Annotated in this window: 14 protein-coding genes and 1 tRNA gene; 9 read left to right on the forward strand and 6 right to left on the reverse strand. The window is 35.2% G+C overall.

Translation table 11 applies throughout. The features are described from left to right. Positions 1 to 107: 107 nt before the first annotated feature. Positions 108 to 890 carry a TspO-related membrane protein gene (locus QYS49_RS14100; RefSeq protein ID WP_308348157.1) on the forward strand — a complete coding sequence of 261 codons (783 nt, stop codon included), beginning with the start codon at positions 108 to 110 and terminating at the stop codon, positions 888 to 890. Between the two features lie 120 nt (positions 891 to 1010). Here the strand turns inward: QYS49_RS14100 and QYS49_RS14105 are convergent. After that, a tRNA-Arg gene (locus tag QYS49_RS14105) sits at positions 1011 to 1084 on the reverse strand. 35 nt (positions 1085 to 1119) lie between these two features. Further along, entirely contained in the window at positions 1120 to 2331 is a 1212-nt protein-coding gene (sucC, locus tag QYS49_RS14110) for an ADP-forming succinate--CoA ligase subunit beta (RefSeq protein WP_308348159.1), read from the reverse strand. A 295-nt stretch (positions 2332 to 2626) separates the two neighbouring features. Here sucC and QYS49_RS14115 point away from each other — a divergent pair, with 295 nt between their 5' ends. From QYS49_RS14115 to QYS49_RS14150, 8 genes are all read left to right on the forward strand, one after another. Next, positions 2627 to 3292, forward strand: coding sequence for an ABC transporter ATP-binding protein (locus tag QYS49_RS14115; protein ID WP_372587667.1), 666 nt, complete (start codon positions 2627 to 2629; stop codon positions 3290 to 3292). Positions 3293 to 3545: 253 nt separating this feature from the next. Beyond that, positions 3546 to 4523: a PorP/SprF family type IX secretion system membrane protein gene (locus QYS49_RS14120; protein ID WP_308348160.1), complete on the forward strand. Its 978-nt coding sequence runs from the start codon at positions 3546 to 3548 to the stop codon at positions 4521 to 4523. A 275-nt stretch (positions 4524 to 4798) separates the two neighbouring features. Next, positions 4799 to 6001 (forward strand): thiolase family protein, encoded by a 1203-nt coding sequence (locus QYS49_RS14125; RefSeq protein WP_308351588.1) that lies wholly within the window; start codon positions 4799 to 4801, stop codon positions 5999 to 6001. A 103-nt stretch (positions 6002 to 6104) separates the two neighbouring features. Beyond that, positions 6105 to 6356, forward strand: a complete 252-nt coding sequence (locus QYS49_RS14130) for a hypothetical protein (protein WP_308348162.1) — start codon at positions 6105 to 6107, stop codon at positions 6354 to 6356. Positions 6357 to 6407: 51 nt separating this feature from the next. After that, complete coding sequence (locus tag QYS49_RS14135; RefSeq protein WP_308348164.1) at positions 6408 to 7202, forward strand: thymidylate synthase; 795 nt, start codon at positions 6408 to 6410, stop codon at positions 7200 to 7202. A 12-nt stretch (positions 7203 to 7214) separates the two neighbouring features. Further along, on the forward strand, positions 7215 to 8300 hold the full coding sequence (locus QYS49_RS14140) for an acyloxyacyl hydrolase (protein ID WP_308348166.1): 1086 nt from the start codon (positions 7215 to 7217) through the stop codon (positions 8298 to 8300). After that, entirely contained in the window at positions 8288 to 9043 is a 756-nt protein-coding gene (locus QYS49_RS14145) for a GIN domain-containing protein (protein WP_308348167.1), read from the forward strand. Before QYS49_RS14140 ends, QYS49_RS14145 begins: the two co-directional genes overlap by 13 nt. Positions 9044 to 9045: 2 nt before the next feature. After that, complete coding sequence (locus QYS49_RS14150) at positions 9046 to 10143, forward strand: alanine racemase (protein WP_308348169.1); 1098 nt, start codon at positions 9046 to 9048, stop codon at positions 10141 to 10143. A gap of 71 nt (positions 10144 to 10214) precedes the next feature. On the opposite strand, the gene QYS49_RS14155 is transcribed toward QYS49_RS14150, so the two are convergent. From QYS49_RS14155 to QYS49_RS14170, 4 genes are all read right to left on the reverse strand, one after another. Then, positions 10215 to 11513 carry an amidohydrolase gene (locus tag QYS49_RS14155; RefSeq protein ID WP_308348170.1) on the reverse strand — a complete coding sequence of 433 codons (1299 nt, stop codon included), beginning with the start codon at positions 11511 to 11513 and terminating at the stop codon, positions 10215 to 10217. Between the two features lie 159 nt (positions 11514 to 11672). After that, the gene (gene yaaA / locus QYS49_RS14160) at positions 11673 to 12440 is read right to left on the reverse strand and encodes a peroxide stress protein YaaA (RefSeq protein ID WP_308348171.1); all 768 of its coding nucleotides are present in this window, start codon (positions 12438 to 12440) and stop codon (positions 11673 to 11675) included. Between the two features lie 228 nt (positions 12441 to 12668). Continuing rightward, positions 12669 to 13064, reverse strand: a complete 396-nt coding sequence (locus QYS49_RS14165; RefSeq protein WP_308348172.1) for an acyl-CoA thioesterase — start codon at positions 13062 to 13064, stop codon at positions 12669 to 12671. After that, a complete protein-coding gene (locus QYS49_RS14170; RefSeq protein ID WP_308348173.1) occupies positions 13061 to 14578 on the reverse strand; it encodes an alpha-amylase family glycosyl hydrolase in 1518 nt (505 codons plus the stop codon). The genes QYS49_RS14165 and QYS49_RS14170 overlap by 4 nt, the downstream gene beginning before the upstream one ends. Between the last annotated feature and the right edge of the window lie 150 nt (positions 14579 to 14728).

A 14728-nucleotide genomic window follows, 5' to 3' on the forward strand; every position in this document is an offset into this window, starting at 1 on the left:
TGGCAAGTTAGAATATAGGTCAGACCAGCTTAAAGTTGTAAAGATAGATTTTAGACTCTAACCAAACTTTTTTCCTTAGCACAAGTATAATTCCTAAAACCTTTACTATGAAAAAGTTTATCGGAATCATCAATTTCCTATCAGTCATTGCTATCGTTTATTGGAATTATTATGTGAGCACTGAAGCTATAAATGGAAATAAAATGGGGCAATTGAGTAATGAAATAAATAGCCTCTTCACTCCTGACGGATATGCATTTTCCATTTGGGGAATTATTTATTTAGCATTATTCATCAATGCAATCTGGTATTTGATTCAGGCTTTCAAAAACAAACATCAAGAAACATTAGCACAGCAAGGTATTTGGTTGACAGTTGCTAATATTGCATCAGGATTTTGGCTGTGGTTTTGGTTGAATGAGCAGTTCCTTCTTTCTGTATTATTGATGTTGGTTATTTTAATTTCATTAATGGTTGCAGTTGTTAGGTTAAAAATGGAGAAATGGGAAGCTCCTGCTAAAATCATAGGCTTTGTTTGGTGGCCAATAAGTCTATATAGCGGATGGATTACAGTAGCAACCGTAACCAATATTGCGGCATTTCTAAAAACTGAAAATTTCAGCTTGTTCTTTTCAGAGGAAGTCTGGACTATCATTATGATTTTAATTACCACTGCACTCTTCCTTTATTTTCTTTATACACGATATATGCGAGAGTTCAATGCAGTAGCGGTTTGGGCACTGATTGCTATTGCGGTTCGGCATTGGGGAAGTATTCCTTCTATTGCTACTACTGCTATTCTTTGTGCTGCACTGCTTTTGATTCTTTCTTTAATTCAAGGGTTTAAGTATAGAAAGGGAAATCCATTTGTACCAGAATTTTTGAAATAAAAAAACCTCTCAATTTCCATTGAGAGGTTTTATAGTCTTTAAAGTGGTAATAGTACACCCGAAGGGATTCCCAGCCAGGGGCTGGTCAGTCTTTGGCTGAGAACCATAGTAATCTGAAAGTGCACCTGAAGGGAGTCGAACCCCTAACCCTCGGAGCCGAAATCCGATACTCTATCCAATTGAGCTACAGGTGCCTATTAATTACTAATTAGTAATTAATAATTATTAATTAAGAAAGTGCTTCTTTCACTCTTTCTGCCGCATCTTTCAATACAATAGCTGAAGTTACTTTCAAGCCTGACTCTTCTATGATTTTTGCACCTTCTTCAGCGTTAGTTCCTTGTAAACGAACAATGATAGGCACTTTTATATCTCCAATGTTTTTATAAGCTTCAACAACTCCTTTGGCAACTCTATCGCAACGAACGATACCACCAAAGATATTGATTAAGATAGCTTCAACTTTAGGGTCTTTTAAAATGATTCTGAAACCAGCCTCAACAGTTTCTGCATTTGCGCTACCTCCTACATCTAAGAAGTTAGCAGGATCACCGCCAGAAAGCTTGATGATATCCATAGTTGCCATTGCTAGTCCAGCACCATTCACCATACAACCCACATTACCATCCAACTTCACATAGTTTAAGCCTGATTCAGCTGCTTCTACTTCAGCAGGATCTTCCTCAGATTTATCGCGCATTTCTGCTAAATCTTTATGACGGAATAATGCTGAATCATCTAAATTAACTTTAGCATCAACTGCTAAGATTTTATTATCAGATGTTTTCAATACTGGGTTAATTTCAAACATTGATGAATCCGTTGCATCATAAGCATTGTAAAGCGAATGAATGAATTTCACCATATTTTTGAAAGCATCACCTTCCAAACCTAATTTAAAAGCTACTTTTCTAGCTTGAAAACCTTGTAATCCAACACGAGGATCAATCCACTCTTTGAATATTTTCTCAGGAGTATTTTCAGCAACATCCTCAATATCCATTCCACCTTCTGTGGAAGCCATGATTACATTACAACCTTTTGCTCTATCTAACAAGATACCAACATAAAATTCTTTTGGCTCACTTTCTCCAGGATAATATACATCTTGAGCTACTAATAATTTGCTCACTAATTTACCTTCTTCACCAGTTTGATGCGTCACTAAAGTACCACCTAAAATAGCTTTAGATTTTGGTGCAACATCTTCTAAGCTTTTAGCTAATACAACTCCGTTTGAGTCTGTCTCCTTCACTTTTCCTTTTCCTCTTCCACCTGCATGGATTTGCGCTTTAAGCACATACCACTCAGTTCCAGTCTCTTTATTGAGTTTTTTAGCAGCTTCAGTAGCTTCTTCCGGTGTATCGGCAACAATTCCTTTTTGAATGGTTACTCCGTACTTTTCAAGTATTCCTTTGGCTTGATATTCGTGTATGTTCATTCTTGGCTAATTTTTCTGCGAATGTACGGCATTTAATATTATTATTCAACCAGAACGGGCAATTACGAATTACAAATTTTAAATTATGTGTTTAAGTGTTGAGGTATTGAGGTGTTGATGTTGAGACAAATTTATAATTAAATTGAAAGTAAGGAACGAAACTAAAATAGAAATAAAGTTTAAACATGAAGTTAGGAGCCTGAAGCTTGAAGTGAAAAATCATGATTTTTAGAAACAGATCCCAGATAATTCAACTTTCATATTTCATATTTCCTGTTTTCATTATCTTTGAGCCATGAGTATATTGAGAGCTAAGAATATTCAAAAGCATTACGGTGACCTTAAAGTTTTAGATGGTATTGATTTTCAGTTGGATGCAGCTAAAATCAGTGCTATTGTTGGGCCTAGTGGAGCCGGAAAAAGTACATTATTACATATATTAGGAACACTAGATCAAGCCGATAGCGGAGAACTTTTTTTTAATGACAAAGATATTAGTCAATTAAAAGGTGGCAGATTATCAAATTTTAGAAATAGCGCTATTGGTTTTATATTTCAATTTCATAATCTCTTACCTGAATTTACGGCTGAAGAAAATATTTTGATCCCTGCTTATATTTCCAAAAAGGATGAAAAAGCTTCTTTAGAAAGAGCAAAAGAATTGATGAAAATTTTAGGCATAGAGCAAAGATCTCATCACAAACCAGGTCAGCTTAGTGGAGGGGAACAACAAAGAGTAGCCGTTGCCAGGGCACTAATGAATAAACCTTCCATTGTATTTGCTGATGAACCCAGTGGGAATTTAGATTCCAAAAATGCTGAAGAACTCCATTCATTATTTCTAAAATTAAGAGATGAATTCGGACAAGCATTCGTGATCGTAACCCACAATAAAGAATTAGCCACTATTTCTGATGAAAGACATGAGATGAAAGATGGGAAACTGAGTAGATTAGATTAAGTTGGCAAGTTTTCAAGTTTACATGTTGGCAAGTTGAAGAATGCACAATTTTCTAGATAATAGAAAGTTGGAAGTTAGAAGTCAGAAGCTCGAGGTTTATGTCTGTTGTTTTTTGTTTACTGTCTACTGTTTATTCTCTATTCATCTAAGTTCTCCTAAGTATTTCCCCTAGTTGAAATTTCGGTTTTCTGCTGATTTATAGGAGGATGATGTGCCCCATCTTTGTTGTATCATTCATCAAAGTGAAATCATCATGAAACAATTATTCATCATTCCAGCGATTTTAGCGCTTCTGTTAGGATTCAATATGGATTTAAAAGCTCAAGATGTTTATTTTTCTCAATTCTATGCTAATCCTATTTATTTAAATAGTGCTTTGGCTGGTTCTGAAGGAAATCCTAGATTAACATTGGCCCACAGACAACAATGGAGTAACCTCCAAGCTTATAATGCCTCTTACTTTTCATTTGACACACCGCTTGGTAAGCAATCAGGTTTAGCGATTCATGCTTTAAATGATCAGCAAATGGATGGAGTCATCAACAATAACGCAATTGGTACTACTTTATCTCATAGAATTGAATTAAATAATAGAGCCATAATTGGCGGAGGGATTTCCCTAAACTATTTCCAAAAGTCATTTGACTGGAATAAATTAACATTTGAAGATCAAATGAGAGCTGGGAGCAGTAATCGCTACCCTACTGCCGAAAGATTTGGTCAATCAAGAACCAATATGGTTGATGTTGGGGTGGGCTTTGTTTATGCTGCTGAAAACTTAGTTGCTGGATTAAACATTTCACATATCAATACACCAAAAGAAAGATTCAATCCTGACTCTGACACATCTTTACCTAGAAGATATACAGCACACATCGCATACAGCTTCCATAAATTCTCTTACGGAAAGCAAGCTTATTCAATAACGCCATCCATTGTATATGAAAACCAAGCTGGAATGGATTATATGAATGTGGGTGGATATTGGAATAATAACTTTTTGACTTTGGGAACTTGGTATAGAGTTAAGCAAGCCATGGTTTTTACTGTAGGATTTTCTTACCAACAGTTCAATTTGGGTTATAGCTACGACCATAGCTTACAGAATGCACAAAGCAATTATGGCGCAACAAATGAATTTACTTTATCTTATAGATTTGAATGGAAAGGAAAAGATCCGAGCAAAAACTACAAAGGGAAATGCCCTGATTTGTATAAAAACTTAAGATAAAGCTATATATAATAAGATTTAATTTAGTACATATTCATAAAGTACCTCTTAAACAACTCAATAAAAGCCTGATAGGCACTATTTAAAATATTTGAGGAGTGATGACCTCAAGTGATGGATGATGATGAATAGGGCAGGTTGTGAAAACAATCTGCCCATTCTGTTTAAAAGCCTATCCAAAAATAAAAATCCTAAACTAGTTTAACATTTTGGCTTGCCATTTTCAGCTTGAATTTAAAAAGCTTAATTTCGCTTTTGTAAAACTTATGGAAATGATTAAAACAGCATACATAGTAGATATAGCAAGAACTCCAGTTGGAAAATTCGGAGGCACATTAAGCAGCGTAAGGCCAGATGATTTGGCTGCTCACATCATTAAAAGTATATTAGAAAGACAGACAAATTTTGACAAATCCTTATTGGAAGATGTGATTTTAGGTGCAGCTAACCAAGCAGGTGAGGACAACAGAAATGTGGCGAGAATGGCAGGATTAATGGCAGGATTACCTATTGAAGTGGGTGGTTTAACAGTTAATAGATTATGCGCATCTGGTTTGCAATCTATTATGGATGCTAGCCGTGCTACCATGTTGGGTGATGGTGAAGCTTTTATAGCAGGTGGTGTAGAAAGCATGACCCGTGCACCTTTTGTTATGGCTAAAGCCGAAACAGCTTATTCCAGAAAACCAGAAGTATATGACACTACGATTGGTTGGAGATTTATAAATCCTAAGCTAGCTGAAATGCACTACCCTTTTGCAATGGGAGAAACAGCAGAAAATGTAGCAGAAAAATGGAAAATAAGTAGAGAAGCTCAAGATGAATTTGCACATAATTCTCAACTAAAATATGATGCAGCACATAAAGCTGGGAAATTCAATAATGAATTGGTTCCAGTATCAATTCCTCAAAGAAAAGCTGAAGATATTGTATTTGGAAAAGATGAACACCCAAGGCTTTCTTCTATTGAAAAATTAGGTTCTCTTAAACCTGCTTTCAAGAAAGATGGATCCGTTACAGCTGGAAACGCAAGTGGAGTAAATGATGGATCAGCTGCCAGCTTGATAGTAAATGAAGAAACCTTAAAGAAATTTAATTTAAAACCGATGGCAAGGGTAGTCAGCATGGCTATAGCGGGTGTAAGTCCTGATACCATGGGGATTGGCCCAGTTCCAGCTACTCTTAAAGCTTTGAAAAGAGCAGGGTTAAAGGTTTCCGATATAGATTTAATAGAATTAAATGAAGCCTTTGCTTCTCAATCAATTGCTTGCATTCAAGATTTGGATTTAAATCCTGGAATCATAAATGTAAATGGAGGTTCTATTGCTATTGGACATCCATTAGGTGCAAGTGGGACCAGAATATCAGCCACTCTATTACATGAAATGCAAAAGAGAGAAAATGTGAAATATGGTTTGGCTACCATGTGCGTAGGTGTTGGGCAGGGTGCTGCAATTATTTACGAAAAATTAAATTAACCCTATTAGGCTTTTATATGATAAAATTTTATTACCACTTGATATTCAGGACCAAATAATAAATATTTGTATTACTAAATATTAGAATTTACACAAAATCAAAATGGATTTAGAAAGAGCAAAACGTTTTTCATCATTTATTTATTGGATACCTGCTATAATCATCATAATGGGAAGACTACCTATTCCAGAATTGGCTTTTATTGCATTGCCTATTCCCTATTATGTGGTATTCTATTTTTTATATACCAAAACAGAAAAATCACAAAGAAACAGAGTAGAATTAGCTCGACTTGTTTTGGTCACCATCTCCCATTTTGTATTATATTACATGATGTTTCATGGCAGTATTTAATCATATAATAACTTTAAGAAAAATTCCCATTCAATATATAATCAAAGAAAAATGAAGCAGTATCACGATTTAATGCAGCATATTTTAGACAAAGGAGTCCAAAAAGGAGATAGAACTGGAACTGGAACCATTAGTGTTTTCGGCTACCAGATGCGCTATGACTTATCCGAGGGCTTCCCAGTTGTGACCACTAAAAAGCTTCATTTAAGATCCATCATTCATGAATTACTTTGGTTTTTGAAAGGTGAAACGAATATCAAATATTTAAAGGAAAATGGGGTTTCGATCTGGGACGAATGGGCAGATGAAAATGGTGAATTAGGCCCTGTTTACGGTTCACAATGGAGAAACTGGCCTACTCCTGATGGAAAACATATTGATCAAATCAGTCAGATTATTGATCAGATCAAAAACACACCTAATTCAAGAAGGATAATGGTAAGTGCTTGGAATGTGTCAGATGTTCCCAACATGGCTTTACCTCCTTGCCATGCGCTATTTCAATTTTATGTGGCGGATGGGAAATTAAGTTGCCAGTTATATCAACGTTCTGCAGATGTATTTCTAGGAGTTCCTTTTAATATCGCTTCTTATGCTTTATTAACTATGATGGTAGCTCAGGTTTGTGATTTAGAACCAGGTGATTTTATTCATACTTTAGGAGATGCACATTTGTATTCCAATCATCTGGAACAGACTGAATTGCAATTATCAAGAGAGCCCTACCCTCTTCCAAAAATGAAAATCAATCCTAATGTGAAAAACATATTTGATTTCAAATTTGAGGATTTCGAATTAGTGGATTATCAATATCATCCTCATATAAAGGCAGCTGTTGCGGTTTAAATTATAATGATCTTGAAAAAGTTAAGTCTTGCTGTATTATTTATATTATTTAGCTTTTCTTTAAATGCTCAGAAGTACGATTGGTATGTAAATGGTCAAGTCATAAAAGGCTTTATTTTAAAACACAATGAACACGTAGGGCATTTAGCAAATTCTCATCCATCTGGCATTGAACTAAGTTTGCAGCAAAAACTTAATGGAAAAAGGGAATGGGAGAACTTATACAATAAACCATTGGTAAGCTATGGTTTATCTTATTATGATCTTCAAAATCCCAAATTAGGGCATTTAGTGGTTGGTTCTGCTGCCATGGATTTGCCCCTGAAAAGAACTGAAAATACTGCTTTATATTTCCGAATTGGAACAGGTCTGGTTTACAGCACAAATCCATATGATAGGGAAACGAATAACCAGAATAATATGGTAACTAGTACTATCACCTATCTATTACAAACCCGTTTAACATATGAAATTAAATTAAATGAACATTTAAGCATAACACCTAATTTAAATGTTACTCATGCCAGCAATGGGGCACAAAGAGCTCCCAATAGAGGTGTAAATATTATCACTGCCAATATGGGAATGTCTTATAAAATCAAAAGCCAAGAAGAACAGGAATTTCGTGACATTACTCCATTGGATAAGACTCCATACCAAATTTATTTTTTATTAAGTGGTGGAAGAAACACCCGAACTTTGCAAGTACGGGAACCTCTACCCTTCTTTAACTTACTGTTATATGGTCAAAAATATGTGAATCCAAAAAGTGATTGGGGCATTGGGCTAGAATATTTCCATAGCTACTCTTTAAAAGAACAGATTGCGACTAATTGGTTTAGATTATATGATGATGAAGAAATCACAGACTTTAAAAGGTTAGGATTACTAATTGGACATGAACTAAAATTTGGGAAACTGGGCTTTATCTCACAAATTGGCGTTTATATTTACAACCCAAGCAAATCGAATATGCCAGTTTATCTGCGATTCGGATTACGCTATCAATTTCATGAGAACATAATGGCACAAGTTGCACTAAAAACACATGCCGCCACAGCAGAACAAGCAGAAATAGGTATTGGATGGAGATTTTAAGAAAATATAGAATATACTTATTTTTAATCCTTTTGGGAACTTCACTACAATCTTGCGATTCAGAGGAAGCATTTGACTGCATTAAAAAATCGGGAGAAGAAACAACAATCATAATCGATGATTTTCCAGATTTCGCTAAATTATTAATCCATGATGATATAGAACTGGAAATAGTGGAAACCGATCAGGAATATTTTGAACTGACTTATGGCAAAAACCTTATCCCAAAAATTGTGATGAATCATGAAAATGATTCCTTGAGCTTCTTTAATCAAAATTTTTGCGGATGGACTAGAGATTTTGAAAAACCCAAATTAAAATGGTTCACCAACAAAAGTTCTATTAATGTCCTCTGTCTTAGCAACGGGAAAATCACTTCTGAAGATACCATTAGAAATAATTTTCTAATCAGAGTTGAAAGTTCAACTAATGAAGTGGATTTAAAAATTAATAATAATAATACCACGCTTTTAAGTAATTCATCAAGCTTATTTAAGGTTTCTGGAAAATGCAATGACCTTCGAATTGCAGCCTTCTTTAATGACGGAAAATATGAATGTGGCAATTTTATAGTTAATACAGCAAATGTCTTGCAAAGAGGCTATAATGACATAACAGTAAATGTAAGAGATAGTTTAGTCGGTAGTATTGAAAATGCAGGAAGGATACTTTATAAAGGCAACCCAGGTGTCAAAGTAGCAGTTAGCAATGGAGGAGAATTAATTCATTTAGACCAAGAGTAACTATGAATATCACTAAACCTACCTTATTACTAGATGAAAAGAAATGCAAGGACAATATTAAAAATATGATTAGCCGAGCTAATCGGTTCAATTGTAATTTACGCCCTCATTTTAAAACACATCAGTCTATTGTAGTTGGAAATTGGTTTCAGGATTTAGGGGTAAGTCAATGTGCAGTTTCCTCCTTAGAAATGGCAAAATATTTCTTCAATGCAGGTTGGACAGATATTACGGTTGCATTTCCTCTGAATATTTTAGAACACACCACTGCTAACGACTTAGCAAGGAAGATAAAATTAAATTTGTGCGTTGAATCCCTTGAAACTGTCAAAGCTTTAAATGATTTTTTAGAACATCCTGTTGGTATATTCTTAAAAATAGATGCAGGATACCATAGAACCGGACTTGAAGCTGAAAACTATGCTGAAATAGAGGCTATTCTTGAAGCTTTGGAAAGCAATCAACTTATCACCATCAAGGGATTTTTACAACATGCGGGTCACACATACGGAGCTCATGGCAAAAAAGAAATTGATGAAATCCATGCCTTTACATCTGAGAAGATGATCAATCTGAAAGATCATTTTATAAAAAAATATCCTGATATCATTATTTCAAATGGAGACACTCCTACTTGCAGTGTATCTGAAAATTTTGAGCATATAGACGAAATGCGTCCTGGTAATTTTGTCTTTTTTGATGTAATGCAAGCAGAAATTGGCTCTTGCAATTATGAAAACATAGCCGTAGCCATGGCTTGTCCAGTAGTTGCCAAACATGCTGGTAGAAATGAAGTGATTATTTACGGAGGTGCAGTACATTTCTCAAAAGACAGAATAGAAAAAGACGGTAAAACCATTTATGGATTAATAGCTGAAGAAAAAGAAAAGGGATGGGGGAATCCTATTTCAGGTTGGTATGTTAAGAAATTGTCCCAGGAACACGGTACTATTCATATTCCTGATGAAGATTTTGATCAAATTAAAATTGGAGATTTATTATACATACTTCCAATTCACTCATGCTTAACTGCCAATTTGATGAGTAAATATTATACGCTTGAGGGTGAAGAGATTGAGATGTTTCGGTATTTGAGTTAGAAGTTTGAAGCTTGAAGATGGAAGTCATTGTAACATAAACTCACATCTTATAATCCAAAACTCATTTCTGACTACTGCCCCTCCATATAATCCAATGTCAAGTTAATAAATGCCTTAACACCGGTAAGCATTCCACTTTCGTCTACGAAGAAATCAGGTGTATGATGGCCTCCTAAAGCTTGACCTTCTGGCAGTGTTTCCGGTCTTCCGCCTATGAAAAAATATAGTCCAGGGATTTCATTTTGGAAATAGGAGAAATCTTCGGCACCAGTTACAGCTTTCATCACGTGTAACTTTTCCTCTCCTACTGTTTTTTGTAAGGAGGAAACCATTTTATTGGTCAAATCAATATCATTGTAGGTTAGGGGTGCATTTTCTACTATTTCTACTTCTGCAGTTGCTCCTGCTATTTCTGCTATATTGGTTGCTGTTAGTTTGATTTTTTCATGAATCATTTCTCTCATGCCTTCATCTAAAGTTCTGATCGTTCCTTCCAACATAGCAGTTTCAGGAATGATATTAAAACGATTACCACCTTGCATAATTCCTACAGTCACTACAGCTGCCTCTTTGGTTAACTCTGAATTTCTGGATACAATGTATTGCAGACTATTTATGATTTGAGCTGAGACCGCAATAGGATCAACACTAGCCCAAGGAGTGGAACCATGCGCTTGCTTACCTTTAATATTAATAGTGAATCTATCAGAAGCCGCCATTATGCCTTCTGTTTTGTATTTGATATGTCCGACTGTGGTTCCAGCATTAATGTGCAGACCAAAAATAGCTTCCACATCAGGATTTTTTAACACACCTTCTTCCACCATCATTTTAGCTCCTCCCCTTTCTCCAGTTGGTACTCCTTCCTCAGCTGGTTGAAAAATAAACTTGATGGTTCCTGGAAGGTCTTCTTTCATTTCACTGAAAACTTCTGCAACTCCCATCATAATGGCAATATGCGTATCATGACCACATGCATGCATCACGCCAGTTTCCTGACCATTATATTCAGTTACTACTTCCGATTTGAATGGTAAATCATTTCGCTCTGTAACTGGCAAGGCATCAATATCTGCTCTAAGCCCTACAACTGGGCCAGGCTTTCCACCTTTAAAAATGGCTACAACACCTGTATGAGCAACTCCAGTCTGCACATCCAAACCTAAACTTTTTAAATGTTCAGCTATTTTTTCTCCTGTCTTATATTCCCTATTGGATAATTCTGGATTTTGATGAAAATGTCTTCTCCACTCAATTACCTTCTCTTCAATATCTTCTGCTTTTTCCAACGCAATTTTGTGCAAATCCTGTGAAAATGAAATGGCAGGAATAATAATCAAAGCAATGAGTATTGGATATAACTTTTTCATAGAGTATAGATTTTAATCAAGTTTAAATATATTGAAATATTTTAAAGAATTAGAGGAAATATGAACAACCTAAAAATAAACCATTGTAGAATCAAAAGAATACATTAGAATATGACTTTTAGCACGAGCTAAGAAGCTCGCGCTGCATCTAATTGATGTTTAACCTCTTTTAAAAGCCAATTTTGTTTCAGTTGAATCCTTTTCATCAAAAGAATAACCATCCAAATCAAACCCCTTCAAATCCTCAACTTTCTCCACTTGATTTTTGACTATATAGCGAGCCATTAAGCCTCTTGCCTTTTTGGCAAAGAAGGAAATGATTTTATACTGACCATTTTTGAAATCCTTAAATTCAACATCTACTATATTAAAATCCTTCTTTAATTCATTTTTATTCACGGATTTAAAATATTCATTAGACGCAAGATTGATCAATACTTTATCACCCTGAGATTTAAGATCCTTCTTGAGTTGCTCGGTAATCTTATCTCCCCAAAACTCATACAAATTATTGCCTTTGTCTGTTTCCAATTTAGTACCCATTTCCAATCTGTAAGGCTGAATTAAATCCAAGGGTCTTAGTAAACCATATAATCCTGATAAAATTCGGATATGCTGTTGGGCATAATCATGATCTTCTTGAGTAAAGTCCTCAGCTTCCATTCCTTGGTAAACATCGCCCTGGAAAGCTAAGACTGCTTGTTTAGCATGTTTGGGAGTTCGCTTTTTGAAATTATCATAGCGCTCTACATTCAATTGTGCCAATTTATCACTAATGCTCATCAGCTCTTGAACCTCTTCTTCCGATTTGGTTTTAAGCACTTCTATCAGCTGATTGGTTTCTTCATTAAATCGTGTTTTTGTACTCCTAATATCAAATTGTTTCTCAAAATCCAGACTTTTAGCCGGTGACAATATTGCAATCATAGTTTTTCCTTATTTTGAAATATAAACTTAGCACTTATTAAAATGTTACGGGAAATGATTCAAGAATAAAGATTCTAGACTCAAGACTTTTTTCAAATAATAGATAAATTTTCTAGTTCATCTTATTTATACCGGTCTGACCTTCGGTACTGACCTAACTTCGAGATTCCTTACTTCCAACTAACTTCCTACACCCTTCATCCCCCACCCTAAATCTTACCTCAAAACTTAAATAGTCCCGTACCTGCGTTTCATTTCCTCAGGAATCCGTTTCGGCCTCTTACTTTTAGCATCCAATAAGCACCAAAAGGTGCGGGCTTCAGCTTTAGTTTGATCGGTTTCTGGATTGAAAATTCGAGTCATTCTTTCAGACCTCACTCCTTCCATCGAATTCACCCATGTTTCTGCTACTATCTTTTCATCAGGCTTAATCTCCTTTTTATAATCTATTTCATGCCTTAAAGCTACCCAAAGATTAATTTGATCATCATTTTCTCCTGAAATATGCTTCCAATGCGCTTCTGCAACATCCTGAACCCATTGCAAATAAACCACATTATTGATATGATCCATTGCATCAAAATCGGAAGCTTTAGGCTTTATTTTGAGTTGAAATTTGTTCATTTAAAAACGATTGTACTGTTTGCTTTAAGATTGCCATTATCATGATTCTCTTCACCAAAAATGATCTCATTTGGAATAGATTTCAAAGCAAGTGATTTGGATGATAAATTATGAATTACATGCAGTTTTTCCTCTCCTAAAACCCTTGTAAATGCCAATAGACTTACATTTTGATTATCAAATTGCTCAATTCCTCCTTTTGTCAGAACTTCACTGCTATTTCTCAACTGAATCCATTTTTGATAATGATGCCATAAGGAATTCGGACTTTCCATTTGCTGATCTAATGTCTTGACTGATTTCTCCAAGGTAAATTTAGGTTCCATCCAGCTTGTTCGCAAAGAATCATTTTCAGAATTAGTCCATAAAAAAGGCTCGCGAATATTAGGATCAGGCTTTTTACCTAACATCCCTATTTCTTCACCATAATAAATATAAGGCGTTCCGGGAAGTGTCAATAGAATAGAGGCCGCCATTTTTGCTTTCTTTATATCTCCTTTGAAATTGCTCATCACGCGGTTTTGATCATGATTGCTTAGGAAAATAGCATCTTGATAATCTTTTGTAGCTGATTCAAAGACTTCTCTTTGCTTAATCAAACGACTGATTAAATCCTCATTTTTTAGATTCACCCATTTAGGTCCTTCAATGGTTGCAGCAACATTTTTACCTTGAATAACTGATTGCTGAATGCTTCCTGCTAAATCGAAATTGAATAAAGCTGGCAATCCTTTTGCAAACTCTTTCACAATTTCAGATGAAGCCCAAACTTCACCTACCAAATAAACATCTGGCTTGATTTTGCGCATTTTATCTCTGTATTCCTGCCAAAACTCATAGGAATCTTTTAATCTATCATCTGGAAAGATATGTTTAGCAGCATCCAAACGAAATCCATCCACACCAATATCTTCCAACCAAAATTTACCGATATCATATATTTCTTGTCTCACTTTTGGATTATCGAAATTCAAATCAGGCATTCCACCCCAAAAGAAGCCATAATAATGTTCTTCCTCCTTTTTATCATCCACTGCATGCCATTGGGTTATATTATCTGAATCCTGTGTCACTTCCTTTTTGGCAATTTGATCAGCTATGCTGTCACGATCAGCCCAAACATAATAATCTCTGAAAGCATTATCTTTACCTTTTTTAGCTTCTTCAAACCATGGATGATCAGCAGCAGTATGATTGATGATCATATCAATTACCACTTTGATATTTCTTTTATGCGCCTCTGAAAGAAAGGTCTTAAAATCTTCCATGGTACCATAATCAGGATGTATGGCTTTATAATCCGTTACATCGTATTTATGGTAACTAGGGGAAGGCATAATAGGCATTAACCAAACTGCGGAAACACCTAATTCTTCTAAATAATCCAGTTTTTGAGTGGCACCTTTGAAATCTCCTATTCCATCTCCATTTCCATCTGCCCACGATTGAATGAAAATTTCATAAGCCACCCCATCTGGAAAGTCGGCAATTGATTTAGATTCTGATTCATTCATGTTTCGCTGGTTGCAAGCATTAAATATTAATAAAAGGGTAAGATAAAAAATTGTATTGATGGGCTTCATGAAATTGACTTTTTAAAATTATATTTTGAGAGTTTCTCATAAGGTAAAAATAGGTAAAATGGCTAATTTTAACGAGATAAT

This window comes from Marivirga salinae, assembly GCF_030503855.1.
Classification (GTDB): domain Bacteria; phylum Bacteroidota; class Bacteroidia; order Cytophagales; family Cyclobacteriaceae; genus Marivirga; species Marivirga salinarum.